The 26,008-nt window shown below is 60.6% G+C and carries 24 protein-coding genes; 15 read left to right on the top strand and 9 right to left on the bottom strand.

Annotation, left to right across the window (positions count from 1 at the left end; genetic code table 11):
* Positions 1 to 35 precede the first annotated feature (35 nt).
* From aroQ to gcbA, 3 genes are all read right to left on the bottom strand, one after another.
* On the bottom strand, positions 36 to 488 hold the full coding sequence (gene aroQ / locus AC5SEM_RS29255) for a type II 3-dehydroquinate dehydratase (protein ID WP_007914604.1): 453 nt from the start codon (positions 486 to 488) through the stop codon (positions 36 to 38).
* Positions 489 to 739: 251 nt separating this feature from the next.
* The gene (locus AC5SEM_RS29260) at positions 740 to 2,686 is read right to left on the bottom strand and encodes a methyl-accepting chemotaxis protein (RefSeq protein ID WP_137217638.1); all 1,947 of its coding nucleotides are present in this window, start codon (positions 2,684 to 2,686) and stop codon (positions 740 to 742) included.
* Positions 2,687 to 2,737: 51 nt separating this feature from the next.
* A complete protein-coding gene (gcbA, locus tag AC5SEM_RS29265) occupies positions 2,738 to 4,408 on the bottom strand; it encodes a diguanylate cyclase GcbA (RefSeq protein ID WP_495471851.1) in 1,671 nt (556 codons plus the stop codon).
* A gap of 434 nt (positions 4,409 to 4,842) precedes the next feature.
* On the opposite strand from gcbA, the gene AC5SEM_RS29270 reads away from it, so the two are divergent.
* The 7 genes from AC5SEM_RS29270 to AC5SEM_RS29300 all read left to right on the top strand — a co-directional run bounded on the left by AC5SEM_RS29270 (position 4,843) and on the right by AC5SEM_RS29300 (position 12,413).
* Complete coding sequence (locus AC5SEM_RS29270) at positions 4,843 to 5,910, top strand: DUF2333 family protein (RefSeq protein WP_141125796.1); 1,068 nt, start codon at positions 4,843 to 4,845, stop codon at positions 5,908 to 5,910.
* 3 nt (positions 5,911 to 5,913) lie between these two features.
* Entirely contained in the window at positions 5,914 to 6,471 is a 558-nt protein-coding gene (locus AC5SEM_RS29275) for an NUDIX hydrolase (RefSeq protein WP_123593101.1), read from the top strand.
* Positions 6,472 to 6,659: 188 nt separating this feature from the next.
* The gene (locus AC5SEM_RS29280; RefSeq protein WP_007914613.1) at positions 6,660 to 7,031 is read left to right on the top strand and encodes a translation initiation factor Sui1; all 372 of its coding nucleotides are present in this window, start codon (positions 6,660 to 6,662) and stop codon (positions 7,029 to 7,031) included.
* A gap of 219 nt (positions 7,032 to 7,250) precedes the next feature.
* Positions 7,251 to 9,164 carry an arginine decarboxylase gene (gene speA / locus AC5SEM_RS29285; protein ID WP_034151560.1) on the top strand — a complete coding sequence of 638 codons (1,914 nt, stop codon included), beginning with the start codon at positions 7,251 to 7,253 and terminating at the stop codon, positions 9,162 to 9,164.
* A 233-nt stretch (positions 9,165 to 9,397) separates the two neighbouring features.
* On the top strand, positions 9,398 to 10,741 hold the full coding sequence (locus tag AC5SEM_RS29290; protein WP_495471852.1) for a type VI secretion system Vgr family protein: 1,344 nt from the start codon (positions 9,398 to 9,400) through the stop codon (positions 10,739 to 10,741).
* Positions 10,738 to 11,532, top strand: a complete 795-nt coding sequence (locus tag AC5SEM_RS29295; RefSeq protein ID WP_495471853.1) for a DUF4123 domain-containing protein — start codon at positions 10,738 to 10,740, stop codon at positions 11,530 to 11,532. Before AC5SEM_RS29290 ends, AC5SEM_RS29295 begins: the two co-directional genes overlap by 4 nt.
* Before the next feature lie 17 nt (positions 11,533 to 11,549).
* Positions 11,550 to 12,413 carry an alpha/beta hydrolase gene (locus AC5SEM_RS29300; RefSeq protein WP_137217635.1) on the top strand — a complete coding sequence of 288 codons (864 nt, stop codon included), beginning with the start codon at positions 11,550 to 11,552 and terminating at the stop codon, positions 12,411 to 12,413.
* On the opposite strand, the gene AC5SEM_RS29305 is transcribed toward AC5SEM_RS29300, so the two are convergent.
* Together AC5SEM_RS29305 and AC5SEM_RS29310 are read right to left on the bottom strand one after the other, a co-directional pair.
* Positions 12,407 to 13,756, bottom strand: a complete 1,350-nt coding sequence (locus AC5SEM_RS29305) for an MATE family efflux transporter (RefSeq protein WP_077570797.1) — start codon at positions 13,754 to 13,756, stop codon at positions 12,407 to 12,409. The two genes, AC5SEM_RS29300 and AC5SEM_RS29305, sit on opposite strands and share 7 nt — an antisense overlap.
* 228 nt (positions 13,757 to 13,984) lie before the next feature.
* On the bottom strand, positions 13,985 to 14,278 hold the full coding sequence (locus tag AC5SEM_RS29310) for a hypothetical protein (protein ID WP_064388791.1): 294 nt from the start codon (positions 14,276 to 14,278) through the stop codon (positions 13,985 to 13,987).
* Positions 14,279 to 14,513: 235 nt separating this feature from the next.
* Here AC5SEM_RS29310 and AC5SEM_RS29315 point away from each other — a divergent pair, with 235 nt between their 5' ends.
* The 5 genes from AC5SEM_RS29315 (at position 14,514) to AC5SEM_RS29335 (ending at position 19,039) form a co-directional block, all read left to right on the top strand.
* A complete protein-coding gene (locus AC5SEM_RS29315; RefSeq protein ID WP_007914625.1) occupies positions 14,514 to 14,816 on the top strand; it encodes a MazG-like family protein in 303 nt (100 codons plus the stop codon).
* Positions 14,816 to 15,565: a methyltransferase gene (locus AC5SEM_RS29320; RefSeq protein WP_495471854.1), complete on the top strand. Its 750-nt coding sequence runs from the start codon at positions 14,816 to 14,818 to the stop codon at positions 15,563 to 15,565. The genes AC5SEM_RS29315 and AC5SEM_RS29320 overlap by 1 nt, the downstream gene beginning before the upstream one ends.
* Positions 15,566 to 15,577: 12 nt before the next feature.
* Positions 15,578 to 16,192, top strand: a complete 615-nt coding sequence (locus tag AC5SEM_RS29325) for a DUF4136 domain-containing protein (protein WP_495471855.1) — start codon at positions 15,578 to 15,580, stop codon at positions 16,190 to 16,192.
* Between the two features lie 54 nt (positions 16,193 to 16,246).
* Positions 16,247 to 16,804, top strand: a complete 558-nt coding sequence (locus AC5SEM_RS29330; RefSeq protein WP_212620482.1) for a DUF4136 domain-containing protein — start codon at positions 16,247 to 16,249, stop codon at positions 16,802 to 16,804.
* A 237-nt stretch (positions 16,805 to 17,041) separates the two neighbouring features.
* On the top strand, positions 17,042 to 19,039 hold the full coding sequence (locus AC5SEM_RS29335; RefSeq protein WP_495471856.1) for a pilus assembly protein TadG-related protein: 1,998 nt from the start codon (positions 17,042 to 17,044) through the stop codon (positions 19,037 to 19,039).
* On the opposite strand, the gene AC5SEM_RS29340 is transcribed toward AC5SEM_RS29335, so the two are convergent.
* Complete coding sequence (locus AC5SEM_RS29340; protein ID WP_495471857.1) at positions 19,036 to 21,789, bottom strand: PAS domain-containing sensor histidine kinase; 2,754 nt, start codon at positions 21,787 to 21,789, stop codon at positions 19,036 to 19,038. The two genes, AC5SEM_RS29335 and AC5SEM_RS29340, sit on opposite strands and share 4 nt — an antisense overlap.
* Positions 21,786 to 22,229: a TadE/TadG family type IV pilus assembly protein gene (locus AC5SEM_RS29345; protein WP_095121976.1), complete on the bottom strand. Its 444-nt coding sequence runs from the start codon at positions 22,227 to 22,229 to the stop codon at positions 21,786 to 21,788. Before AC5SEM_RS29345 ends, AC5SEM_RS29340 begins: the two co-directional genes overlap by 4 nt.
* 75 nt (positions 22,230 to 22,304) lie before the next feature.
* Between AC5SEM_RS29345 and AC5SEM_RS29350 the strand changes: the two genes are divergently transcribed.
* The 3 genes from AC5SEM_RS29350 (at position 22,305) to AC5SEM_RS29360 (ending at position 24,870) form a co-directional block, all read left to right on the top strand.
* Positions 22,305 to 22,775: a prepilin peptidase gene (locus AC5SEM_RS29350; RefSeq protein WP_495471858.1), complete on the top strand. Its 471-nt coding sequence runs from the start codon at positions 22,305 to 22,307 to the stop codon at positions 22,773 to 22,775.
* A 126-nt stretch (positions 22,776 to 22,901) separates the two neighbouring features.
* The gene (locus AC5SEM_RS29355; protein ID WP_495471859.1) at positions 22,902 to 23,690 is read left to right on the top strand and encodes a response regulator transcription factor; all 789 of its coding nucleotides are present in this window, start codon (positions 22,902 to 22,904) and stop codon (positions 23,688 to 23,690) included.
* A gap of 817 nt (positions 23,691 to 24,507) precedes the next feature.
* Positions 24,508 to 24,870, top strand: a complete 363-nt coding sequence (locus AC5SEM_RS29360; protein WP_137217628.1) for a DUF6124 family protein — start codon at positions 24,508 to 24,510, stop codon at positions 24,868 to 24,870.
* Positions 24,871 to 24,988: 118 nt separating this feature from the next.
* Here the strand turns inward: AC5SEM_RS29360 and AC5SEM_RS29365 are convergent, their stop codons facing one another.
* Positions 24,989 to 25,261, bottom strand: coding sequence for a DUF3613 domain-containing protein (locus tag AC5SEM_RS29365; protein ID WP_495471860.1), 273 nt, complete (start codon positions 25,259 to 25,261; stop codon positions 24,989 to 24,991).
* A 10-nt stretch (positions 25,262 to 25,271) separates the two neighbouring features.
* Complete coding sequence (locus AC5SEM_RS29370; RefSeq protein ID WP_495471861.1) at positions 25,272 to 25,994, bottom strand: hypothetical protein; 723 nt, start codon at positions 25,992 to 25,994, stop codon at positions 25,272 to 25,274.
* Positions 25,995 to 26,008 lie beyond the last annotated feature (14 nt).

Here is a 26,008-nt window from a genome sequence, read left to right on the forward strand (position 1 = left end):
CCAAGGGTCGGTCAGGGGCGCTTAACGCTTGTAGTTCAAGTCGTTGCCTGTGTTTCAAGCTGTTCTAGTGCAGCCTCCAGGGCCAGTCGGTAACCGCTGGCGCCAAGGCCGCAGATCACTCCCACCGCTACGTCGGAGAAGTAAGAGTGATGGCGGAAAGGTTCGCGTTTGTGCACGTTGGACAAATGCACTTCGATGAATGGGATGCTCACTCCCAGCAACGCGTCACGTAATGCGACACTTGTGTGCGTAAAAGCTGCTGGATTGATCAGAATGAAATCGACGCCTTCGCCGCGCGCGGCGTGGATGCGGTCGATCAATTCGTACTCGGCATTGCTTTGCAGATACAGCAGATGATGGCCGGCTTCACGGGCGCGGCGCTCCAGATCCTGATTGATCTGCGCCAGGGTCGTTGAACCGTAGGTGCCGGGTTCGCGGGTGCCGAGCAGGTTCAGGTTGGGGCCGTGCAGCACCAGTAGGGTTGCCATCTGCGTAGTCCTTGTTATGAATGAGCAATCGTCAGAACCCGGCGACTATGCCGCAAAGACTTTGTGACTGTCCAGTTCTATGCAATAGCCAGCACGATGGCCGATGTTTGCGCGAAATATGTGACCAAGTGATTTGATCCGGTCATTCCGCAAGATAGGCGGTGATACAAATGACGCTATCGCGAGCAGGCTCACTCCTACAGTTGAAATGCGTTCCCTGTAGGAGTGAGCCTGCTCGCGATAGCGGTCTATCAGACGCGAAAGGCCTGAACGGCTGTATGCAGTTGCCCACCCAGCACCAGCAGATTCTCACCCTGCTCACGGCCACGACCGATGCGCAGCAAGTTATCCCCACCCAATTGATGAATCCGCTCGCTGTGATCGCGAATCTCGCTGACTGCACCGCTTTGCTGCGCGGTGACATCGGCGATGCGGATCGCCGTGTCGGAAATGGTCTGGATCGCGCCGACGATTTTATCCAGCGCACCGTCCGCCGCTTGCGCCTGATTGGCGGTGGCTTCGGCGTGTTCGACCTGCGCGCGCATGCCTTCGACCGATTGACGAGCAGCGGTTTGCAGGCCGGCAATCAGCGTCTGAATCTCGGCTGTCGCGCCTGCGGTGCGTTGTGCCAGTGAGCGTACTTCTTCGGCCACTACGGCGAAACCCCGACCCATTTCCCCGGCACGCGCCGCTTCGATCGCCGCGTTCAGCGCCAGCAGGTTGGTCTGGTCGGCGATCGAACGAATCACCGTCAACACACCGCCGATGGTTGCCGACTCCTCTGCCAGGTGTTCGATCATCTGCGCGTTGCCTTGTACTTCACCGACCAACGCGTGCAGGCCGGTGAGGCTTTGGCCAATGACCGTCTGCCCATGCTCGACGGCCAGTCCGGCATGACGGCTGGCATCCGCCGCCTGCTGTGCGTCACCGGCCACTTGCTGGATTGTCGCTTCAAGTTCGCCGAGGGAATCACGGATCAGCGCGGTGTCGCCAGCCTGATGCTCGGCGCCGCTGTGCAAGTCGTTGCTCAGCTCGGCGAGGGTACGGCTGCTGCCCGCGACTTGTTCGGCATTGCCACGAATGGTGCCGACCAGATCCACCAGATAGGCGCGCAAGCGATTCAAAGAGGCTTCGATGTCGTGCAGTTCACGGTTGGTTTTGCCCAGGTGAATATCGCGGCTGAAATCGCCTTCTGCCCAGGTCGACAGCGCAGGCGCGAGATTGGTCAGCGTACGGGCCAGTCGCCGCTGCAAGGTGTCGATCAACAGCGCGATCAGCAGAATCAGGCCGATCATCACGCCTTGCATCAAGCGTACTTCGCCTTGGATTTGTCCGTGCTGGGCCCGCACGACTGGCTCCAGTCCGGCAATGGCTTGCTGCACTGCGGCGATTTTCTGATGGGTGGCGGCACTGAGGTCAGTGCGTTTCTGAATCTGATCGCGGGTGCGCTCAAGCTCCGCCGGATAACGTCCGAGCAAGCTGTTGAGTTCGCGCTTGAGGCCGACGCCAGCATCTTGCGCGACAGTTTTTTCCGTGTTTTCGATGCCCATCATCGCCGCGAAATCGTCGCTGCCCGATTCACTCTTGGCCACAACGCCGAGCAAGGGCAGGGCATCAATCACTTGAGCCTGCGAGCGGATATTGGTGACTTCGCGCTCAACATCGGCGGCCAACTCACTGCGCCCGCTGCTGACCAGTTTGTCCCGCGCCAGCGACAGTTTGCCCAAGTGCTGCGCAGCGGCGAGCAGCGGTGCCAGATAAGCCGCGTTACCGTTGGCGTAAGTGCTGAGCTGATCGAGGCTGGCGCTCAATTCGCGCTCGGCCTGCAACAGCAAGGCCTGCGGATCACCGGCCAGTTTGCCGGCCGCGAGCAGGTCGGTTTTGCTGAATTCTTCCAGCCCCGTCAAGCTCGGGCGCAGGGTGTCGGCCAGCGCCGGGGGCAATTCACCGAGGTCTTCGCGCAAACCGTCGATGGCCTGGCCGGCGCTGCTCAGGCGCAGGGCATCGCCACTGCCGAGGTAGTCCTCGACGTTGCGCGCCACCTCGTTTTGAAATTGCTGCGACAACCCCAGATAACGCTCCATCAACAGATACGGGCGTTCGAGGGCTTTTTGCGACCACCACAGCGTCGCGCCGAGTGCGAGGCACACGGCGACCAGCAGCAGCGTATTGAGATTGGTGAGCAACTTCAGGCGCATGACGGCTACCAACGGCAGAAATGGTAAGCGCCTGAATTTATTGCGGTTCTGTTACAGGGTTATGACCGAATCAGTGGAATCCGATGAAAAAGTGGCACTTTGCTTTGATTCGCGCGCAGTCTGCACGCGATTGCGCCCGGCACCCTTGGCGCGGTACAGCGCCTCATCGGCCTGGCTGGCCATCATCAGGCTGTCGCAGTCGTCGTGCATTTCCACCACGCCGGCACTGAAGGTGCACCACAAATCCTGGGGCTGCGCCGGGTAATGGATTTCGGCGAAACGCTGGCGGATTTCGTCGAGCACTTTATGCGCGGCTTCTATATCGGTGTCGGGCATGACGATGGCGAACTCTTCGCCGCCGTAACGGCCGATGAAATCGGTCTTGCGCAAACGCTGCTTGAGAAACAGCGCGAGGCTCTTGATCACCCGGTCGCCCATTGGATGACCGTGGCTGTCATTGACCCGTTTGAAGTGGTCGATGTCGAGCATGGCAAAGCTCAGCGGCTTGTTCTCGCGGCGGGCGCGGAACGAGCAGTCTTCGAGCAATTGCAGAATGTGCGTGTGGTTGTACAGACCGGTGAGGCTGTCGCGGACCATCCGTGCCTTGAGATTGCGCGCGCGGGCGGCGCGGTTGCGCACGGTGGTGATCAAGTGGCGCGGCTTGATCGGTTTGGTCAGAAAATCATCGCCGCCCTCGCTCATGGCGTCGAGCTGCTTGTCCAGATCGTCCTCGGCCGACAGATAGATGATCGGCACGCTGACATAGCGATCGTTGTGGCGAATCACCTTGGCCAGTTCGGTGCCGGTGCAGGCCGGCATGTACATGTCGAGGATGATCAGGTCGGGCTGGAAATCCGCCAGTTCGGCCATCGCCTGAATCGGTTCGATCAAGGTGCGCGTGACGATGCCGGCGCTGTTGAGCAGGCGTTCGGTGTGCAAAGCCTGCGCACGGGAGTCGTCGATGATCAACACTTTATAAGGCTCGTACTGCGCGACGCAGGTGAGGACTTCGATCTTTTCCAGCAGGCTCGACGCTTCGAGGGTGCCGGTGAGAAATTCCTGGCCACCGGCGCGCACGGCGGCGAGACGGGTCGGCGTGTCGGTTTCGTGCAGGCTGAAGAACAGCAGCGGCAGCGGTTCTTCCAGGCCAATCTGGGCTTCGGCGGCGAGTTTCAGGCCGATGCCGGCGCCGCTGAAATCCACGTCCATGACGATAGCTGCCGGCAGGCGCTCGACCATCGAGGAGCGAAAAGCCGAAACACTGTCCAGCGCCTGCGCGCTCAGACCGAAGAACTCCAGTTGTTTGGCCAGCCGTTCGGCGCGGTCGTGATCCTGCAGCATCACGTAGATCGGTTTACGCAGTGGCGGCAGGAAGGTCTGGTCGAGTTGATCGCCATGGCGCAGGCCGGTGCGCGACAAGCGCTGCATCAAGCGATTGAGGTCAGTGATCAGGCCACTGCTGAGGCGGCCGCGGTTGGCGTCTACCGCTTCCAGCGACTGGCTGATGTGGCGCGCGAGTTGAGTGTGTTCCGGCTGTTCGAAGCGCTCGGCAAAACGCAGCAGGCGCAGGTTGGCCTCGCTCAGTTCGGCGAGGTCGACAGTGGACCACTCACTGCGTTGCAGGCGCTGCCATATCTCAAGAATCTGACGTGCCTGATGAATTACCCGCTGGGCAAAGTGGTGCTTGAGACGCTCACGGCTGGGGTCTTCTGGCTCGGTCATATCCTGACTACTAGTTAGGCTGCATGCTGAGATCGACTGGTGGCTCTATGCTAGCACCTCTTTTCCCTTAGACGAGTGTCGTACGTCAATAATCTGCAATGCGTCACCATTCAGTTTCTGACCGGGCGGTTTTGTTTTCGACCTTGTCGTCGCTCAAACCCCCATGGTACGGGCAGTCCCTGATTGATCAGGGCGATATGGATGAGTTGTCAGGCGTACTTTCATCCGCGCGATGAATGAGCTTTGCAAGGGTTTTCAATAGCCTGCCATTCGAATCGCTGAGGCGCGGGCATCGGGGATTCCCTTAGTCGGCGTCGAAGCGTCATTCGTCCACATGATTTGCGGCTTATCGTTACGCGCGGGTGCCCGGCTCTGGCACGTTGTTGTATGGTTGTGGTCGAACCGTTGAACCCAAGATTTGAAAGGATATCGCCATGCTGGACTGGAAAAACCGCGCGGGCAGCGCGCCTGAACGAGCCGCCGAGCCCAAGTCGGCCGCCCGCAGCTATGTGGGCGGGCTGCTGTTCAGCCGTGCGCTGGCCACGCTGATCGGCATTTATCTGTTGGTGACCATTGGCCTGGGCTGGTACTGGAGCCAGGAGCCGGCGCTGTTTCCGGTCGCGCAAAACGCTCAGGTAGCTGCCGAGAAAGAAGGCAAGCAGATGGTGATCGGCTATACCACTGTCGAAACCCTGAAAACCGTTGCTGGCACCTTGCTCAACAAGCCGGGCGGCTACATTTCCAACGACCGTTTCCCGCCGGGCCTGTGGATGGATAACACGCCGAGCTGGGAATACGGCGTACTGGTGCAGGTGCGTGACCTGACCCGTGCCCTGCGCAAAGACTTTGCCCGTTCGCAATCGCAGTCGGCGGAAGATGCCGATCTGGCCAAGGCCGAACCGCGCTTCAACTTCGACAACAAGAGCTGGATCCTGCCGTCGAGTGAGTCGGAGTACCAGGAAGGTATCAATTCGTTGAGCCGCTATCAGGCGCGCCTGTCTGATCCAACCCAGAAAAACGCGCTGTTCTATGCCCGCGCCGACAACCTGAACAACTGGCTCGGCGATGTCGGCACCCGTCTCGGCTCGCTGTCGCAACGCCTGTCGGCCAGTGTTGGCCGGGTCAAACTCAACACTGCGCTGAAAACCGAAGTGCCGGCCATCGGCGAAGTGCCGCAGGTTGACGAGGAAGTTGTCGAGACTCCTTGGATGCAGATCGACAACGTGTTCTACGAAGCACGCGGTCAGGCCTGGGCACTCTCGCACCTGTTGCGCGCCATCGAAGTCGACTTCGCCGATGTCCTGGCGAAGAAGAACGCCACCGTCAGCGTGCGTCAGATCATCCGTGAACTGGAAGCCTCGCAGGAACCGGTCTGGAGTCCTATGATTCTTAACGGCAGTGGCTTCGGCGTGCTGGCCAACCACTCGCTGGTCATGGCCAACTATATTTCCCGTGCCAACGCTGCTGTGATCGATTTGCGTCAACTGCTCAATCAGGGCTGATTCATGAGCCAGAACGCCAAAGAGGCGGCCCATCGCGCCGCCTCGGATGCTGAACAGATCGCTTGGGTCGACGAGCAGGACAACCTGCTCGGCGCTCTCGTGCGCGCCGATTTACGCGAGCGCGGGCTGATCGGCCGTGGCACGTACATCATGTTGTTCAATTCCGCCGGTGATCTTTGCGTGCACCGGCGCACGTTGAGCAAGGCAATTTACCCGGGTTACTGGGATGTCGCGGCAGGCGGCATGGTGCAGGCCGATGAGACTTACGCCGAGTCGGCGGCCCGAGAGCTGGAAGAAGAGTTGGGTGTCAGCGGCGTCGAGCTGACGGCCCATGACCATTTCTACTTCGAGGACACCGGCAATCGCCTGTGGTGTTCGGCGTTTTCCGCTGTATGGGACGGTCCGCTCAAACTGCAGCCGGAAGAAGTCCTCGAAGCACGCTTTATTCCGGTCGAGCAGGTCATGCAGGAAATCGAGCAAAAGCCTTATTGCCCGGACTCTCTGGCCGCGTTGAAGCGCTATCTGAAGGCGCAGCAAAGCGACGTCGCAAAGAACACATGAATTGGCGCCGATTGGCACTTAGCAAGTCGCATTTTTGCCGTTACACTGCGCGACCTTTTCAAGCTGCACCGTCCTGCTTTTATTGAAGCATCCGGTGCAGTAGCGCTGCCCCTGCCTGAGTGGGGCTTCGCGGTCGCTGACCTTGCCCAAGGTTGCGATCAGTCTTTGTCCTCCCAAGAGGATTGCCGGTGGCCAAAAAAGCCGCATCCTTCGCCGCCTTAGGTGGCCTGGTATTTTCCACCGACGCAGGTCGTCATTGCCCGGAATGCAGTAAGCCGGTGGACGCCTGTATCTGCAAACAAACCGTGATCCCGGCCGGCGACGGCATTGCCCGCGTACGACGCGAGAGCAAGGGCCGTGGCGGCAAGACGGTGACCACCATCACCGGCGTGCCTCTGGCCGAAGACGCGCTCAAAGAGTTGGCGACAACGTTGAAGAAACGTTGCGGCACCGGCGGGGCGTTGAAAGACGGCATCATCGAAATCCAGGGCGATCATGTCGAGCTACTCTTGGCTGAGCTGATCAAGCACGGTTTCAAAGCGAAGAAGTCCGGCGGCTAGCAGCCTCTGTGAAAACCACCTGCGGCTTGATCCGGGTCTGAAACATTGCAGATCCGGCGTCGTCTCCATGGTTTTCACAGAGCCTGTTCATGACCGGTTTCTAAACTCCACGCAGTCAGTGCGGTCTACCGCCGCGCTGACGAACCGTCATTTTCATACTTTAGACTGCGCCGGCCTGCGATCAGGCGACGCACTATGACTTCTTTATAGGGGACTTCGATGTCCGTACGACGCACACGCAAAGACGATGGCAGCCAATGGACAGTTGCGGACAGCCGCAGTGTTTACGGGATTCGCCATTGGGGGGCCGGGTATTTCGCGATCAATGACGCCGGTCGCGTCGAAGTTCGTCCGAACGGCCCGAGCAGCTCGCCTATCGACCTGTTCGAGCAAGTCGACCAACTGCGCAAAAGCGGTTTGTCCTTGCCGTTGCTGGTTCGCTTCCCCGACATCCTGCAAGACCGTGTACGCCAGTTGACCGGCGCTTTCGATGCGAACATCGAGCGCCTGGAATACCAGAGCAAGTACACCGCGCTGTACCCGATCAAGGTTAACCAGCAAGAAGCGGTGATCGAGAACATCATCGCCACCCAGGACGTCTCCATCGGCCTGGAAGCCGGTTCCAAGCCTGAGCTGCTGGCCGTGCTGGCACTGGCGCCGAAGGGCGGCACCATCGTTTGCAACGGTTACAAGGACCGTGAGTTCATCCGTCTGGCGCTGATGGGCCAGAAGCTTGGCCATAATGTCTTCATCGTCATCGAGAAAGAATCCGAAGTCGGTCTGGTGATCGAAGAAGCCGCCTCGCTGAAGGTCAAGCCACAGGTCGGCCTGCGCGTGCGTCTGTCGTCGCTGGCGTCGTCGAAGTGGGCGGACACCGGTGGCGAGAAATCCAAGTTCGGTCTGTCGGCAGCGCAACTGCTGTCGGTGGTCGAGCGTTTCCGCGCCGCTGGCCTGGATCAAGGCATTCGCCTGCTGCACTTCCACATGGGTTCGCAGATTGCCAACCTCGCTGACTATCAGCACGGCTTCAAAGAAGCGATCCGTTACTACGGCGAGCTGCGCAACCTCGGTCTGCCGGTCGATCACATCGACGTCGGTGGCGGTCTGGGTGTCGACTACGACGGCACGCACTCGCGCAACGCCAGTTCGATCAACTACGACATGGACGATTACGCCGGTGTCGTGGTCGGCATGCTCAAGGAATTCTGCGACGCGCAGGCCCTGCCGCATCCGCACATCTTCTCCGAAAGCGGCCGTTCGCTGACCGCACACCACGCCATGCTGGTGGTGCAGGTGACCGACGTCGAGAAACACAACGACGAGATCCCGCAGATCGAAAACAAGGAGTCGCTGCCGGAAACCGTGCAGTGGCTGGTTGATCTGCTCGGCCCGACCGACATCGAAATGGTCACCGAGACCTACTGGCGCGCCACCCACTACATGAGCGACGTGGCCGCGCAGTACGCCGACGGCAAACTGACCCTGGCCGAAAAAGCCTTGGCCGAGCAGTGCTACTTCGCTGTTTGCCGTCGCCTGCACAACTCGCTGAAAGCCCGTCAGCGATCGCACCGTCAGGTGCTCGACGAGCTCAACGACAAGCTGGCCGACAAGTACATCTGCAACTTCTCGGTATTCCAGAGCCTGCCGGACACTTGGGCGATCGACCAAGTTCTGCCGATCATCCCGCTGCACCGTCTCGACGAAGAGCCGTTGCGCCGCGCGGTGCTGCAGGATCTGACCTGCGACTCCGACGGCAAGATCAACCAGTACGTCGACGAGCAGAGCATCGAAACCAGTCTGCCGGTACACGGTTTGAACGAAGGCGAAGATTACCTGCTGGGCGTGTTCCTCGTTGGCGCCTATCAGGAAATCCTCGGCGACATGCACAACCTGTTCGGTGACACCGACTCGGTGAACATCTACCAGAACGCCGATGGCAGCGTGTACCACGCCGGCATCGAGACCCACGACACCATCGAAGACATGCTGCGTTACGTGCACTTGTCGCCGGAAGAACTGATGACTCACTACCGCGATAAGTGCGCCAGTGCCCGCATCAGTGCCAGCGAGCGCACGCAATTTCTCGATGCCTTGCGTCTGGGCCTGACCCGCTCCTCCTACCTGTCTTCCTGAGGTCAGGTGGCGATCTCGCCGGGTTGTGTGAATTTTTCCTGTAGATGGCGGAAAATTCGCATGACCCGGTGGGATATCTCCCAATATCTTTGCGAAAGGCTTGGCATTCCCGGCCAGAAAAGTCATCCGGTCTGCTTTTCGCGTAGGTCATTTCCTAAGTTGTACTTCAGCTCTCTACTCGGCCATGGCTCTCGGCGAGAATCCCCGGCCGCCCCTCCTGTAGAGATCCGCCCATGTTCGAACCAGTCAACGAGTCGTCGTTTCGTCTCGATGTAGCGGGCCTGTCCGACCCCTTCGAAGTCCTGGCCTTTACCGGTAGCGAAGCCCTCAGCAAATCCTTTGCGTTCGAGATCGATGTGTTGATCGAAGATCCGCACCTGGATCTCGCCGGCCTGCTGTACCGTTCGGCGTTCCTCTGTTTCGGGCCGTCGGGGGAGGGCGTGCACGGGCAACTGCTGAGCCTTGTCCAGCATGAGCACGGACAAGGCTTGCAGTTGAGCCGGATTCGTCTGGGGCCGAAGCTGGGTTGCCTCGCGCTGCGCTTCAGTCAGCGCATCTTCAGTGGTCGTTCGGTGCCGCAGATCATCGAGCAAGTGCTCAGGGAGCACGGGATCGTCGGTCCTCAGCGCCGTTTCCAATTGCATGGCAACTACCCGGCCCGGACGTTCTGCACGCAATACCGCGAGTCCGATCTGCAACTGCTCCAGCGCTTGTGTGCGCAGGCGCGGATTCACTATTACTTTGAACATGACCGCGACCGGCATTGCCTGGTCTTTGCCGATGATCCGGCGCAGTTGCCATTGGCAGGTGCCGTGCGTTATCGGTGCGAAGACAACGCCGACGGTTCTGCGGCCTTGCACCAGTGGCAATTGCAAAGCACAACTGCGGCCAATGCATCAGCTGTGCAACGCGCGGAAGGTCGCAGTGATCTGGCAGCGTTGCGCAGCGGCCATTGGCTGCGGGTGACTGGGCACCCCTTCGCCGAATGCAATCGCCCATGGTTGCTGACACGCATTGAGCATCGCGCCGATCCATCCCACGAACCGCCGTACGCCAACCGACTGTTCGGCGCGGTGCAGGTACCGTGTGCCTCGGCCAAAGCGCTATCGCGCCTGCGCATGCACAGCCTGCAACGCGCCTGGGTGGTGGCGGTCGATGAACCACAACCCGACCGCTTGCGCCCGGTGGCGGTGCAATTCGACTGGCTGTATCAAGGCGAAGGGGCGGCGCCGAGTCACTGTTGGCTGCCGGTCGCGCCATCTCTGGCACAGGCGCCCATGGCCGCGCTGAGCGATGGGGTCGAGGTGGTGGTGAGCTTTTTCGAGGGCGATCCGGATCAACCGATGATCAGCGGTGTGCTGCAGCCGCCCATCGCCGCCGACAGCGACTGCAACGAGGTCCCGGCGTTGCCACTGCCCGACAGCCTGGTCAGTGACGGCCTGCAGCAACGGCTGATGTCGGGTGAACCTTTGCTGCTGTTGTGCCTGATCCCTGGCGGCGGCAGTTTCAACCATTGCTCCCAGTCGGTGTGCAGTTGTCGACTGGTCACCGCGCTTGAGCAGAGCGGCGCAACATGAGTGGCGCGATACTCGAGTCCATGGCGCAGTGGCTGTTGCTCGATGGCCCGGATGCACCGCAGGCCTTGCTGATCTTGCGCCGGGCGTTTGCCGACGTGCAGTGCTTCAATCTGTTCGATGGCACTGAGTTCGAACCGGTCAGCGAGCACGGCCCGGTGCTGATCGATTTGCGCGATTGCCCGGCATTGGCCGCGTTGTGTCACAGCGACCCGAACACCTGGCGCGGGTTGCTGCTGGGTAGTGAGGTCTGTGCTCAACGGTTGCTGAGCCACTTGCAACGCATGCTCACGGTGTCGTTCGGCTTGAGTCATCGGGCCTTGCTCAGCTATTACAACCGACAGACTGCGAGCTATTTTTTCGACGCCTGCGACGCCGCTGAGTTGAGCCGCTGGCTCGGGCCGATCCGTCAGATGCGCTGGTTCGGCGGGACCTGGGCCGACCGTGCAATTGGCAGTCAGGGCTGGCAGCAGTTGCGCAATCCGGGGCTTGCCGTCGAACCGCTGAGCATCGAAGAGAGCCTGACCCGACGCCAGCGCGAACGCTTGCAAACCTGCCTTCTGGAGCAACATGTCTGGCGCTGGTGCCAATCGCTGGGAACCGATTACGCGACGATGTCCTCCCATGCTCAACAAGGCCTGGCGTTGGGATTCAGCGACCGCACCGTGCTCGATGGCTGGTTATGGCTACGCTTGCTGCATCCGCGTGCCGTGCTGGTGCCACCGCCGGTGGGTCTGACTCAGCAACAGCGGCTTGACCATGTTCGACGGCAGTGGCACGGCGATCAGTCCTGAAGCGAGGTTCGGCGCGTATGGCAGGTTTATTCCGGCATGGGTTGGGCATCGTGTTGCTGCTGGTGTTGAGCGGTTGCTCGCCTGTGCAGTTACTCAATGCGCTGACCCCGGACAGTACCTACGACAAAACCGTGGGCATCGCTTATGGCGACGACCCTCGGCAGAAGCTCGATGTGTATGTACCGCATCGGCCGATGCCCGGCGCGCCGGTGGTGGTGTTTTTCTATGGCGGTAGCTGGAACAGCGGTTCGCGCGTCGACTACCGCTTTGTCGGCGAAGCGCTGGCGTCGCGGGGAATTGTCACGGTGGTGGCGGATTATCGCTTGTATCCGCAGGTGCGCTATCCGCTGTTTTTGCAGGACGGCGCGCGGGCGGTGGCGTGGGCCAAAGCGCATATCCGCGAGTTTTCCGGCAACCCGCAGCGCTTGTACTTGATGGGCCACAGCTCCGGCGGCTACAACGCGGCGATGCTTGCGCTGGATGGTGAGTGGCTCGCGGCGGTGGGCATGTCGCCACGGGACTTGCAGGGCTGGATCGGTCTGGCCGGGCCTTATGACTTTCTGCCAATCAAGAATCCCGAGGTGCGCCCGGTGTTTTTCTGGCCGGACTCGCCGCCGCAATCGCAGCCGATCAACCATGTCAGTCGCGGCGCACCGCCGGCTCTGCTGATTGCTGCAAGTAAAGATGATCTGGTCAACCCGACACGCAACACCGGTGGTCTTGCGAGCAAACTTCGCGCGGCCGGGGTGCCGGTGCAGGATTTGTATTACTCGCGGCCCAATCACATTACGTTGGTGGCAACCTTGTCACGACCGTTGCGGCAACTGGCGCCGGTGCTCGATCAAGTCGTCGGGTTTATCGCGCACACGCCGGCTCAGTGAACGCCGCCACTGAACCAGCCATCGTTGCGCTTCAGCCACCAGGCTTGCGCACCGAGGGTCAGGCTGCGCAGCACCATGAACAGCAGAAAAGATATCCACAGCCCGTGATTGCCGAAACCTTGCAGCGCCCAGGCGAACGGCAGCAGCAAAACCACGGTGATCAGCATGCCGTTGCGCATTTCCCGCGCGCGGGTGGCGCCAATGAACAGGCCGTCGAGCAGGTAGCTCCAGACCGCAATCAGCGGCAGCACGGCGAGGTAGGGCAGGTAGACGAACGCGGTATCGCGCACGCTCTGGATGTCGGTCTGCATCTCGATGAACAGGTGCCCGGCCAGCAGAAACAGGCTGGCGAAACCGAGGCTGGCGATCAGCGACCAGCCGCCCGCCACCACCAGCGAGCGACGCAGGGCCAGACGATCACGGGCGCCGATGGCGTGTCCGCACAAGGCCTCGACGGCATGGGCCAGACCGTCCAGCGCATGTGCGGTCAGCAGCAAGCCATTGAGCAGCAGCGCGTTGGCGGCCACCGTCGAATCACCCAGCCGCGCGCCTTGCACGGTGATCAGGAAAAACACCGATTGCAGCGCCAGGCTGCGGATGAAGATATCGCGGTTGACGGCCAGCAACGGACGCCAGCTCTGCCAGATTTTCAACGCCGCCCAGACGATGTGCCCCGGGTACGCCCGCAACGCCTTGCGAGTCAGTAGCAGGCCGAGCAGGGCGCCACTCCATTCGGCGATCACCGAGGCCCGCGCCGAACCGACCACGCCCCAGTCCAGGCCGATGACGAACCACAGATTGAGGACGATGTTGATCAGGTTGGTGCTCAGCAGAATCGCCAGCGGCGCCCGGGCGTTCTGCGTACCGAGGAACCAGCCGACCAGCGCATAACTGGCCAGCGCCGCTGGCAGGCCGAACAACCGCGTGTGGAAAAAATCACGAGTGAGCTGATCCAGCTCCGCCGACGGTTGCATGAAGTGCAGCGCAACCCCACTCAGCGGCACACCCAACGTGCCAAGCACCAGTGCCAGTCCCATCGCCAGCAGCAGGCCCTGCAACAGAATCTGCCGTAACGCCGCGCCGTCGCTGCGCCCGGCAGCTTGCGCGGCAAACCCGGTGGTGCCCATGCGCAGAAAGCCCATGGCCCAGGCGAGAAAAGTGTAAAGGCTGGCGCCGACCGCCACCGCGCCCAATTGATGGGCGTGGGGCAAGTGGCCAATGACAGTGCTGTCGACCAGCGCCACCAGCGGTACGGAAATATTCGAAAGAATCATGGGCGCGGCGAGTGCCCAGACCTTGCGGTGAGTCGGGCGGTCGCGCCAGTCGGCGATCAGAGTGGACATGCGGGCTCCTTGGGAGCGGCATTGTAGCGGTAGAAGCCACCCTCACCCCAGCCCTCTCCCAGAGGGAGAGGGGGCCGACCGAGGTGTCTGGCGTCATCCATCGACCTGAGAGAATGTGCCGATTATGGATTCGCTGAAGCTCGCTCAAGTCGGTGTAGCTCTTGAATATCCCCCATTCAGTCCCCTCTCCCTCCGGGAGAGGGCTAGGGTGAGGGGCTCTTCAAAGGCTTAATGAATAATCCAGCTAAGCAGCCACAATCCCAGCAACAACCAGATGATCCCGGCAATGATCGACGCATTCATGAACGCCCGGATCGCCGACCACAACAGCATCAGCCCGACGATCAGCGCGATGATGCTGATGATCGAGGTGTCCATGCCCAGCGTCTTCGCCAGCCCGTCGACAAAGTTGCCACCGGCATTGCTCAGAATGTTGAACAAGCCACTGAGGCCATCAACGATAAAGCGGATGATCGAACCGAGCGCCTGCCCGAGCCATTCGAAAAAGCTTTCTACCTGCATGTGTGCATCCTGATGAAAGAGCTGAGCCTTGGGCCACAACGCGGGTGGCCGAGTTCCCTGCATGATAGAAGGTTTGCACCGCCCTTGTAGGAGTGAGCCTGCTCGCGATAGCGGTGTGTCAGTCAACGATGATGTTGAATGTAATGGCGTCATCGCGAGCAGGCTCACTCCTACAGGGTTTACGCTTGCCTTCAAGTCGTATCCCCCCGAAGCTATACGCCTTCAGGAGAGCCCGATGAACCTTGTTGAACTGACCGAACGCCTGCACGCCATTCGCGACCGCAATGACTGGCGGCAATTTCACAGCCCGAAAAACCTCGCCATGGCGGCCAGTGTCGAGATGTCCGAACTGGTGGAAATCTTCCAGTGGCTGACGGAAGACCAGTCGCGCCAGTTGCCGGCGGACAAACTCGCTCATGCAGGGCAAGAAGTTGGCGATATCGTCCTGTATCTGTTGCTGCTGTGCAGCGAGTTGGGGCTGGACATGAATGAAGTGGTGCGCGCCAAGCTCGCCGACAGCGAACGGCGGTTCAGCTGATGAGCGACCGGCATTTCGATCAGTTGGCGACGCGTTTCGCCGAAAAAATCTACGGTGGCGCCAAAGGTGCGATCCGTCTCGCGGTGTTGCAGGCAGACCTGTCCGAAGCGCTGCCGGATCGCCCGTTGCGGGTGCTCGACATTGGCGGCGGCCTCGGCCATATGTCGCTGTGGCTGGCCGAGCGCGGCCACGACGTGACCTTCACCGAACCGGCCGCGCCGATGCTTGAAGGTGCGCGCCAGCGTTTCGCTGAAGCCGGGCAAACCGCGACGTTCATTCAGGCACCGTGGCAGGAACTGCTCGGGCAACTCACCGAACCGTACGATCTGGTGATCTGCCACGCCGTGCTGGAATGGCTCGCCGAACCCCACGCGATCCTGCCGGTGCTGCATCAACTGACCCAACCCGGTGGCTGGCTGTCGCTGGCGTTCTATAACCGTGATGCGTTGATCTATCGCAACCTGCTCAAAGGCCATTTCAAGAAAATGCGCAAGAACGTCATGGCCGGCGAAAAGCAGAGCCTGACCCCGCAGCAGCCGCTCGATCCAAGGGAATTGGCAACGCAACTCGACGGCCTGTGGCAGGTCGAAAGCCAGAGCGGGATCCGGGTTTTCCATGACTATATGCCGGTGGAATTCCAGGCCCGCGCTGAACTTGTGGATTTGCTTGAGATGGAGCTCGCTCACCGTCGTCACCCAAGCTTCGCCGGGCTTGGGCGCTATTTGCACTGGATCTGCCGGCCGATCTGATCGGAGCGCGACATGAAAGCTCAATCCGGGTTACTGCTGATGTGTCTGGGCTTGGCTGCTTGCCAGAGCAGCAACCCCTACGTGGCGCAATCGCGGCCCTTACCGCCGGCACCAGCGCAAGCCGCCACCACCTTCGACCGCAGCGCGTACCCGGCGCCGCCGCGTGATTATGGGCGTTATCGCAGTTGGGCCTGGCTCAATGGGCAACTGCCACCGGGCACGGCCTGGGCCGATTCGGCGCAAGTGGCCGAAGCGGTAAGCAATGCGCTGGATCAGCGCGGCTTGCGTCCATTGCACGACAACCGCCCGGCCGACCTGTTGGTCAGCGCTGATCTGCGTCTGGAAACCCGTTTGCGCCAGGTTCAGGATGACTACGGTTATTACGGCGGTGGATACGGCAGCTATGATCGATATGGACGCGGTTACGGTATGTACAACACGGTGCCGATCGTACGCACGTATTCCGAGCAAGTCGTGGTGGTGCAGGTCAATCTGTTCGACGCTGGCAGCGGGCAACCGGTGTGGAGCGCCAGTGCCGAAACCGCGAACAAGGGCAGCGAAATCGATCGCACCGATTCGATCCGCGAGGCTGTGGAAAAGGCCATGTCGGCGTATCCTCCCAGTTAGCTTCCTGCCAATCAGAAGCTGCCGCAGGTTCATGTCTTCAATCGGAGAAAAACCATGTTCCGCCGTCTCGCTCTACTGGTCTTGGCCACACTGCTCAGTGCCTGCGCCGCCAACCAGGTCAATCATGACTTCGACGCCAGCCGCGATTTTGCCGCCTATCGCAGCTGGAGCTGGAAAGACCCCGCCCTGCAATATCGCCCCGATGATCCGCGAATCAAAAGCGACCTGACCGAGCAACGCATCCGCCAGGCCGTCGCCGATCAACTCGACCAGCGCGGTCTGCGCCCGGCCACTGCGGGCGCCAAGGGCGACCTGAATGTGCAGACTTACCTGATCGTCGAGGATCGCCAGCAGCAAGTGACGACCAATTACGGCGGCGGTTGGGGTGGCCCGTGGAACGGCTACTGGGGCGCGCCGATGTACAACGAAACGCGCAACATCACCTACAAGGTCGCAACGATCCAGATCGACCTGCTCGACGGCAAGGACGGCAAACTGGTGTGGCGCGGCAGTGATGAGCAGATGCTCTCCAGCAAACCGAATCCGCAGGATCGCAGCAACGCCATCCGCGAGACGGTCACGCGGATTCTGGCCAACTATCCACCGCGCTGAATCCGTTAAAAAGTGGGGGCTGTTGAGCTCCCATTTTTTTGTTCCACCCTAAATTCCAATGTGGGAGCGAGCCTGCTCGCGAAAGCAGGGTGTCATGCAACTGTTATTTGTCTCACGCGACGCCTTCGCGAGCAGGCTCGCTCCCACAGGGATGTTTGTCTGTTCGAAATGGTGCGTTGCCATTAGGCGCGTCTACACTCATTTGCATCAATGGAGGTAACGGCAAAGGAGTGCGCCATGTCGCCTCGTTCGCGATTCAACGGCCCGGCCCGCCAGCGCGGGGCGATTGGCTTGATGGCGGCGGCCACCCTCAGTCTGGCGGTGGTGATGCTGCTGTTGGTGGTCGACACCGGCCGCTTGTACATGGAACAACGCAAATTGCAGCGGGTGGTCGACAACGCCGCCCTCGAAGCCGTCAGCCGTGGCGGTAATTGCCTGCCGGGCCTGAGCGCCGCCAGTTATGCCGGGCAAAGCGCCGTGCGCAATGGCTACATTGTGGATGCCAGCAACACCCTCGCCACGACGTGCGGCACGCTGGTGACCGCCGCGACCGGCCTGCGCACATTCGCGGTAGATGCCACGCAAGCAGCAGCGGTCAAAGTCGTCGCCAGTCGCACGGTGACCACCAGTTTTGCCGGTGGCGTACAGGCCTTGTTCAGCGGCACACCGGTCAGTCTCAATACCACGCTCAATGCCTCGGCGGTGGCCGCCAAACCGCAGCCGACGGTGGCCCAGCTGAATATTCGCAGCACCCTGGCCAACATCGATACGGCCCAGTCGAACATCCTCAACCCGCTGTTTTCCGGGCTGCTCGGCGGCAACGTCAACCTCGCGGCACTGGGCTGGGATGGCCTGCTGAACACCGACATCAACTTGCTCAAATACCTTGATCAACTGGCAATCAATCTCAACGTCGCGGCGGGCAACTACACGCAATTACTCAACACTCAGGCCACGGTGACGCAACTGATTCAGGCGGCGGCGACGGTGGTGCAACTCAACGGCGCGACCGCCCAGGTGATCACTGCGCTGGGCCAATTGCAGGTGGCCGCGATCAACGCGGCGCCGGTCAAACTGGGTGACATCCTGCAATTGCAGACCGGCACTACATCGGCAGGACTGGACGCCAATCTGCAACTGCTGCAGCTGATTCAGGGCGTGGTGCAACTGGCCAACAGCAAGAGTGCGGTGGCGGCAACGTTGCCGATCAGCGTGCTGGGGCTGGCGAATGTCACGGTGCGGGTGAAAGTGATCGAGCCACCGCAGTTTTCTGCGATTGGCGATCCGGCGCGGGCCAAGCTCAACCCGACCGGGGCGGACCGGATTTATGTGCGTACGGCGCAGGTGCGCACGATGTTGTCGGTGAGTTTGCCGGTGCTGTCCGGGGTGACGGGGCTGGCCAATGCGGTGTTGGGGCTGGTTGGTGGATTGACCCCGACCCTCAATGCACTACTGAGTCTGAATCTGGTCAGTACGCTCAATTCGGTCCTGTGCCTGTTGGGCGCGGGTTGTGAGCAACTTGATCCGCAATTGCTGCCATCACCGCAAATTGACATCAGTCTGGATGCCGGCGGCGCCAAGAGTTATGTCACCGATTACAGCTGTCCGACGGGCATCACCGGCACCAAGAGCCTGACAGCGCATACCATTACGTCCATCGCTGACTTGAAGCTCGGTAAGATCGATCCGACCAATGCCTTTTCTTCAGCGGCCGAACCCACGGTGGCGCCCTTGGCGCTGATCGATCTGGGGATCGTCACCTGTCACAAAATCCTGCTGCTCGGCACCTGTGATCCTGCCACCCATGTTCCTTTCGGCGCGGGAGGCATCGGCATCATGCTCGACACCAGTGTCGGGCAAAACTCGCAAGACCTGGTGTTCTCCAGCAGTACACCGTTTGCCACCCCGGCCAACCTCAAACTGCCGCCGAGCATCTTGCCGGCAGCGCCAACCAGCAACATCGTCGGCAGTCTGTCGAACACCCTCGCGGGGATCAATCTGATCGTCTACAAACCGCAGGGCAGTAATCCATTGGGGGCCATCGTCACCGGTGTGGCGTCGTTGATCAGCGATGTCACCAACCGATTGTTGCCCGTGGTGACCGGGGCAATTAGTCCGTTGCTCGATCCGCTGCTGAACAACCTGCTCAAAGGTCTGGGCATCAACCTGATGGACGTCGACGTCGGCGCCAATATGACTTGCGGCCAGACCGGCAAGGCCTATCTGGTGATCTAGGCATCCGCGGCAATCGGCAACTCGATGCAGAACCGCGCGCCCTCCACCGAATTGCGCACGCTCAACTCGCCGCCCATGTTGTCGATGATGCCGTAGCTCACCGACAGCCCCAATCCGGTGCCGACGCCGATCGGCTTGGTGGTGAAAAACGGTTCGAAGATCCGCTCCAGCAAGCGCGGATCAATGCCGCCACCGTTGTCCTCGACCCACAGCCGTACGCTCTGTTCATCGCGTTCAGCGTAGATCGCAATCCACGGTTTGAAGCTCGAATCCTTCTCGCGTTTGCTCAGCAACGCATCGCGCGCGTTGACCATCAGGTTGATCAACACCTGCTCAAGCTGATCGACATAGCCGCGCACTTGCACCTCGAACCCGGTCTCGCTGATGCGCAAGTCCACGCCTTTGCCGCGCATGCCTTCGGCCAGTAGCGACAGCGTGCCCTCGATGGCCGAGGCGGGGTTGAACAGTTGCTGCTCGATCTCCGAACGCCGGCCGAATACGCGCATGTGATCGACTACTTTCGCCGCGCGCTGCACCTGCGCATCGATGCGATTGAGTTTGTCGGTCAGGTAGTCGACCTGCACATCGCCGTTGCCCAGACGCTTGAGCACGTTGACGATGGCCATGCGCATCACGTTCAACGGCTGATTGATTTCATGGGCAAGACCCGTGGCCATTTCACCGAGGGTGGCCATTTTCGCGCTTTGCGTGAGTTGCTGCTGCGAGCGGCGCACTTCGGTGTTGTCGCGGCCCACCGCTTGCACTTCGATCAATTGGCCGTGTTCGTCGAACACGCCGCGATCGGACCAGACCCACCAGGCGTGTTCGCGGCCGGGCAGTTGCAGGCTGATTTCTGCGGTGCTTACCGGTTCCTCTGCGGTCAGTGAAGCGAGGCGCAGGACGAAGGCGGCACGTTGTTCCGCGGACATCCAACTGCCCAGATCGACCCCCGGCAGTTGCTCCGGTGTGCATTCCAGGTACGTCGCCAGCGGTCGGTTGCCGAAGGTCAGAATCAGGTCCGGGCGGTAGCGACAGATCATCGCCGGCGAATCCTCCACCAGAATCCGGTAGCGCTCTTCACTCTTTTTCACCTGCTCGGCCGCCAGAGTCGCTTCGGTGACGTCCAGCCACAAACCGACCGCTTCCACCGGCAGGCCGAGGTCATTGCGCAGCAGTTTGGCTTCATCAAGCAGCCAGTGATATTCACCGTGGCGGTCGCGCAGGCGATAACGTGCGCGCACCGAACCTTCGCGCAACAGCTGACGGCTGCGGGCGAAATACAGGTCGCGATCGTCAGGGTGAATCATTTCGATCAGTGCGCCGCTGCCGCAGTCCTCAAGGCTCCAGCCCAGCAAGGGGTGCAGGCTGGCACTGAAGAACGCCGGGATCAGCGCGCCTTCGTGGTAGTTCTGGACATAAATCACTGCGGGCGAACTGGCGATCAGATTGTCGAGCCGTGCATGGGCGGCGGCGGCCCGTTGTTGCTGGTTCTGGATGTCGCTGATATCGAGCATGAAACCGACCAGCCGGCGGTACTCGCCATTGCCAATCACTTGGCCCTGCACGCGATACCACGTGGGCGCCTGCTCGTTATTACCACCGCGCAGGCGCACCGATAACGTCAGGGCTTCGCCGTGTTGTTGCAAGGCTTGCAGACGGCTGCGCAACTCGTCGCGGTCGGCGGGATGGATTTGCGCCAGCCAGTCTTCCAACGCTAATCCGCCAGGGTTCACGTTCAGGGCCGCCGCCAGCGCGGGGGCCAGTTGAACGTGGGCGTCGCCTGCCAAAATCTCCCACCAACCGGTGCCAAGCAGGGTTTGCAGCGACTCGATGCGCTCCAATTGCAGGTGATGTTGTTGTTCGCGCAGGCGCCCGAGCAACGGCCCGGCGAGCGCGCCGAACAGCGTCATCCAGTCGCGCTCGGTCAGGTATGGCGCGGCGCTGTCCACGGGATAAAAACCGCAGAGCAGCCAGGCCACCACACCGCGTTCATCGCTATACGGCACCGCGAAACCTTCGGCACTGCCAAACAGAACCTGCACCCGCGAATGTTCATCGAGGCCATGCTGCGCGCCGACGCGTTGCGGCGCGGCACCGTTAAGGCTGTCCAATGGCGTGCCCAGGCGCTGCCCGTCATGCCACAGATCCTGCGCATCGTGGGCGCGATACTGGCGATGGATTTGCCAGCCCTGTTGCTCATCATCGAGCAAGGCCAGCGCCAGACAGGGGATATGCCAGCGCTGGGCGATCATTTGCAATTGTTCGCTGACGATCACCGGCAAACGCACTTGGCTGCAGGCGCGTAACTGTTCGCTGACCTGCCCGGCGATCAATTGGCAGGCATCACGCTGACGCGATTGTTGGCGTTCAAGCAGCAAGTCAGCGATGTCGATCAACTGCATCAGCCAGCCGTCGCCCAGCGGCTGTACCCAGCCACGCAGGTGCACGGTTTGCTCGCCCAGGCCGCAGAAGTCGAGATCCAGCAAGAGCCCCTGCCACTCCCGTGGCCGACCTTCGATGGTCAGTGTGCTGTGGGGCAGCAAATAAGTGCTGAGTGGCAAGGGTTGATCTTGAGGTTTGAACTGCGCCAGCAGATGGCGCAGCGGGCCGGCCATTTGCAGCACGCCACCGTCGTCGTTCAGGTACAGGTGCAAGCCGGTCGCGGGTGAGCCGAGTGGGTCGGGCAACTCGTGGGCGGCGGGCGGCGTGCGTTTGAGCAAGCGCCCGAAGAGCTTGTCCCCCGAGGTCAAAATTGCAGGCTCGACTTGGCGGTCAGGTAGGTGGGCAGATTGGGCACTGTACCAACCACCGGAAGCACCAGGAACGGCATGACCTGATTCAACTTGCTGACCGGATAATCCACGCGCACCGTCAGCAGGCCTGAGGCGCTGTATTGGCTGCTGGTATCAACGCCAACTACCAGGTTGAAGACCGGCGGAATCCAGGACAATTGCTGGGTCAGCGTGGCGTTCGCGGTGTTGAGCACGACCGTTGAATAGTTGGGCGTGTTGGGATCGACCGCGACACTGCGGCGCACCGCTTCGGACGTGGCCTGGTTGAACGATTGCATCATCACCAAGGGCAGGCTGTAACTGACCAGACCGTAAAACACGGCAAAAAAAATGATGAACACCAAGGCGAACTCGATCGCCACCGCACCTTTTTGCGACTTCCGAAAGCCGGTTTTCATGAGTGCGTCTACCCTGACTGTCACTGCGTAGTATCAGCATAGAATCATTCCGCAAAAATGGACGGTTTTTACCCGATGTACAGTTTTGTCCTCTTGATCTGGCTGGGGCTGTGCGCGGCGCAAGACGCCCGCCAACGACGCATTGCCAATGGCCTGACCCTTGGCGCGGCGGCGCTGGCGCTGGTTTATCTGCTGTGGACCGGCAGCACCTGGTTGGGTGCTGAGGCGGGGCAGGGCGGCTGGGCCTGCCTGATCGCACTGGCGCTGACCCTGCCGGGGTTTTTCATGGGGCGGATGGGCGCCGGCGATGTGAAATTAATGACAGCTCTTGGCCTTGCGACGGACGGTCTGTTTATTCTCGGCGTGTTTATTGGCGCGGGGTTCGCCAGCGTGCTCTGGATGCTGTTGGCGCCAAGAGTCTGGCTCCATATGAGTCAAGGGCTTAGGGAACGTCTGCGATATCTAGGGCCAGATATGTCAAAAAAGCTGCCATTTGCACCGTTCGTGCTGATCGGTACGGTGCTCGTTCTACTTTGGATCCATTAGTCGCCAAGCGCCACTAGTTCTATGTACATAGTCGGAAAGTGCGTCTACTTTCAAAGGAACTGGTTATACAGCCAAAGGCTGGCAGTACAGGAATGGTCAGCTTTGGCCTGGGACATGGAGTAGCACGTGAACAAGCTTACGTCTGCGGTAAAAGTCCTCGTGGTCGACGATCAGCCGTTGATTGTGGAGGAGTTGTGCGAGTTTCTTGAAAGCAGCGGTTATCGCTGTGTGCCGTGTGAGTCCAGCCAGCAGGCGATCGAGCGGTTCAGTGAGGACGCGGAGATCGGTCTGGTGCTGAGTGATCTGCACATGCCGGACATGGATGGCATTCAGTTGATCCAGGCATTGCAGCGGCTGGCGGGCAAGCATCGCGCGTTTGAGGCGATCATGCTCACCGGGCGTGCCGACAAGCAGGACGTGATCAAGGCGTTGCGGGCTGGGATTGCCGATTATTATCAGAAACCGATTGATCTGGATGAGTTGCTGGAAGGTGTGCGGCGTCAGGAGGTGGCTCTGCAGGAGCGGCAGAAGAATCTGCAGTTGGGGCATTTGAATCAGAAGTTGCAGTATTTGTCTGAGTCGATTGATGACCTGTACCAGGACCTGGACAAGGTGCGGCGCAGTCCTTCGGCGGTGGCTCGCGATGTGTCGGGTGGTGAGCCTGCCGAGGCTGAGGCGCAGGAGATGCCGGCGATTTTCAATCAGTTGTCGCCGCGGCAACTGGATGTGGCGCGGTTGGTCGGTAAGGGGCAGACCAATTATCAGATTGCCTGTGAGTTGGGGATTACCGAGAACACGGTGAAGCTTTATGTTTCGCAGGTGTTGCGGTTGACGCATATGCATAATCGGACGCAGTTGGCTCTGGCTCTTTCGCCGAGTGCATCGGCTGCGCGGCAGCGGGTTACGGCGCATTGACTTGGCGGCCTGTGGGCCGACCAGGTTCTTGGGGTTTTGGGTGAATATCCGTTGCTGCGGGTGTTGCCGCTGACGGTTCCGCTCTTACAGCGGGTCACTTTTTCAGACGCCAAAAAGTAACCAAAAGGCTGGGCCCCGGCGTTCGGCCCCTCGCTAGGGCTCGGGGTTCCTTCGTTCCGGGATCTATCCGGGGGCATCGCCTACGGTTTGCTTCGCTGCACCTCCTCTCGATGTGTTTGGCTTCGCCAAACGGTCGCTGCGCTCCCACCCCCGGATAAATCCCTCCACTCAGCCTGCCGAAGGGGCCAGCAGATCAAAAGCTGCAGCCGAGCTAACGCTCATCCTGTTGAGTGGTTAGGAGCGGGTGAGGGGCTTTTGATCTGTTTCAGAGTCTGAATTCGACCCGGTCTTTCACGTCGGCGTAGCTCTACTAAACACCGCGGTCAGTCCCCTCTCCCTCTGGGAGAGGGCTAGGGTGAGGGTTGGCTTTTGGCTGTTTAAATTTGTGCCAGATAATCAGACCCTTCCCACACTGTTTTCAGGTTGTCCGTCGGACGTGCGCTCTCTAGTCTCTGGCTGTCGCTGAACACTCAGCGATCGGGTGTGAGAACCCGGCAATTTATGGTCATCCAGTCCTTGTGCACGCATAATTGCCGCCAGCTTGTCTGCTGTCTGCAATGTGTCATGGCGGCTGTGTGCGGGCAGACTTCGGTCTGGCCGGGTGTCCATAACCGGTATTCTCACCCCGCATACAGCTGCCACCTTTTGCCCCGTGAGAATGGCAGTGGGTGGTGGCAAAGACTTTGGAGTTGTTTCAATGGACAAACTGATCCCCGACCCACCCCACGAACCCATCACCCCCCTCGAAGAAGCCATCCGCGCCGACGACCTCGTCAAGAACCGCGAAGCCATCAAACGCGCCCTCGATTTCTACCTCTGCCCCGAACCTGCGAAACCTCACCAACCCACCACGATGTTCCTCATCCATCCGAAAATCGATACCGAAAGCCTGCTCGCCCACGCCTGCGAATCCCTGGCGTCGGCCAATACGCTGGCCGGTAACTTTGCCGATCAGTTGGGTCGGCCTGAGCGCAATACCGCGCTGGCGATTCAGCAGATCATCATGCTCGCCGAACTGGCAGTAAACCGGGCATTGGATCGGGTAGATCCGCAGACCTGATCCGGCAGCCACACCGTATCATCGTTCTTCGCGAGCAGGCTCGCTCCCACAGGTGGAGTGCATTTCAAAAGGTGGGAGCGAGCCTGCTCGCGAAAGCGCCCGCAAGGTCACCACATCACTAATTCTTGGTCTCGATCTTCCCACCCGCATCCGGGTCATAAAAATCCGGAATCTCATATTTGTACTTCTTCAACCAGCGCTGCATCGCCAGATCCCGTTCGGTCGCAGTTGCCGCTTGTGGCTTGGGCGAGGCGGCTTTGTTGCGGCTTTGCAGGACCAGCCAGCCTTCGGTTTCCTGTTGTTGCGCGGAGGCGGGGCCGGCGTCGATGGCGGCGGCGCTGAGGGGCAGGCTGAGCAGGATCAGGTAGCACAGGCCTTTGAAGGGATGCATGGCTGTCTCCTTATTTGAGCGATGACGGCAACGGGTCAGCGACGGCGGCCACTTGATTGCTGGTGGCGGGTTTGGCCTTGACCGGGGCTTTGAGTTTTTCTGCGCGTTCCTGGGCTTCGGTGAATTGTTGCGGGGTCAGTTTGGCGCGGCTGACGATTTCGGCGGCTTGTGGCCAGTCGTTCTGGTACAGCAGCAGGGTGACCATGTTCAGGGTCGCCAGTTGGTTGTTCTGCTTGAGTTCGATGGCGGTGAGGAACTCGAAACGGGCGTCGTTGAGGCGTAGTTGGTTGAGGTAGACCACGCCGAGGTCGTTGCGGATTTTATCGTCGGTGGGGGCCAGGCGGGCGGCGCGTTGCAGGTGGGCCTGGGCCTGGCCGTTGTCGCCACGGGCGGCATAGAGCTGGCCGAGGCCGTGTTCGGCTTCGGCGGTCAGGCAGCCGCCGAGCAGGCCGCGGTACAGCGGCTCGGCTTCGCTGCGGCCGAGCAGACGATAGACCTTGGCCTTGCGCAGGCGCACTTCGCTGATGTTGTCCGGCAGGCTTTGCAGGTTGGCCAGGCTGGCGTGCAGTTTGCCGTCGTTGGCCAGGTCGTCCGCGAGGTTCAGGGCCAGTTCCTGCTCCTGAGTCATTTTGCTGCAACTGCTCGGTGACAGCAGCGCTGTCCACGGTGCCTGGCCGTCGGTGGCGCAACCGCCGAGCAGCAACAGACTTGCCATGACTATCAGTACTTTCATCAAACGCTCTCCAT

It is taken from the genome of Pseudomonas sp. CH61, from assembly GCF_059429415.1.

Bases quoted from the DNA above. Each gene is read 5' to 3' on its own strand.
- AC5SEM_RS29270 (WP_141125796.1), top strand. From the start codon at position 4,843: ATGCTGGACTGGAAAAACCGCGCGGGCAGCGCGCCTGAACGAGCCGCC.
- AC5SEM_RS29360 (WP_137217628.1), top strand. From the start codon at position 24,508: ATGGACAAACTGATCCCCGACCCACCCCACGAACCCATCACCCCCCTC.
- AC5SEM_RS29300 (WP_137217635.1), top strand. From the start codon at position 11,550: ATGGCAGGTTTATTCCGGCATGGGTTGGGCATCGTGTTGCTGCTGGTG.
- AC5SEM_RS29290 (WP_495471852.1), top strand. From the start codon at position 9,398: ATGTTCGAACCAGTCAACGAGTCGTCGTTTCGTCTCGATGTAGCGGGC.
- AC5SEM_RS29350 (WP_495471858.1), top strand. From the start codon at position 22,305: ATGTACAGTTTTGTCCTCTTGATCTGGCTGGGGCTGTGCGCGGCGCAA.
- AC5SEM_RS29345 (WP_095121976.1), bottom strand. From the start codon at position 22,229: ATGAAAACCGGCTTTCGGAAGTCGCAAAAAGGTGCGGTGGCGATCGAG.
- AC5SEM_RS29330 (WP_212620482.1), top strand. From the start codon at position 16,247: ATGTTCCGCCGTCTCGCTCTACTGGTCTTGGCCACACTGCTCAGTGCC.
- AC5SEM_RS29295 (WP_495471853.1), top strand. From the start codon at position 10,738: ATGAGTGGCGCGATACTCGAGTCCATGGCGCAGTGGCTGTTGCTCGAT.
- AC5SEM_RS29275 (WP_123593101.1), top strand. From the start codon at position 5,914: ATGAGCCAGAACGCCAAAGAGGCGGCCCATCGCGCCGCCTCGGATGCT.
- AC5SEM_RS29260 (WP_137217638.1), bottom strand. From the start codon at position 2,686: ATGCGCCTGAAGTTGCTCACCAATCTCAATACGCTGCTGCTGGTCGCC.
- gcbA (WP_495471851.1), bottom strand. From the start codon at position 4,408: ATGACCGAGCCAGAAGACCCCAGCCGTGAGCGTCTCAAGCACCACTTT.
- AC5SEM_RS29370 (WP_495471861.1), bottom strand. From the start codon at position 25,994: ATGAAAGTACTGATAGTCATGGCAAGTCTGTTGCTGCTCGGCGGTTGC.
- AC5SEM_RS29305 (WP_077570797.1), bottom strand. From the start codon at position 13,756: ATGTCCACTCTGATCGCCGACTGGCGCGACCGCCCGACTCACCGCAAG.
- AC5SEM_RS29320 (WP_495471854.1), top strand. From the start codon at position 14,816: ATGAGCGACCGGCATTTCGATCAGTTGGCGACGCGTTTCGCCGAAAAA.
- AC5SEM_RS29315 (WP_007914625.1), top strand. From the start codon at position 14,514: ATGAACCTTGTTGAACTGACCGAACGCCTGCACGCCATTCGCGACCGC.
- AC5SEM_RS29335 (WP_495471856.1), top strand. From the start codon at position 17,042: ATGTCGCCTCGTTCGCGATTCAACGGCCCGGCCCGCCAGCGCGGGGCG.
- speA (WP_034151560.1), top strand. From the start codon at position 7,251: ATGTCCGTACGACGCACACGCAAAGACGATGGCAGCCAATGGACAGTT.
- aroQ (WP_007914604.1), bottom strand. From the start codon at position 488: ATGGCAACCCTACTGGTGCTGCACGGCCCCAACCTGAACCTGCTCGGC.
- AC5SEM_RS29365 (WP_495471860.1), bottom strand. From the start codon at position 25,261: ATGCATCCCTTCAAAGGCCTGTGCTACCTGATCCTGCTCAGCCTGCCC.
- AC5SEM_RS29310 (WP_064388791.1), bottom strand. From the start codon at position 14,278: ATGCAGGTAGAAAGCTTTTTCGAATGGCTCGGGCAGGCGCTCGGTTCG.
- AC5SEM_RS29325 (WP_495471855.1), top strand. From the start codon at position 15,578: ATGAAAGCTCAATCCGGGTTACTGCTGATGTGTCTGGGCTTGGCTGCT.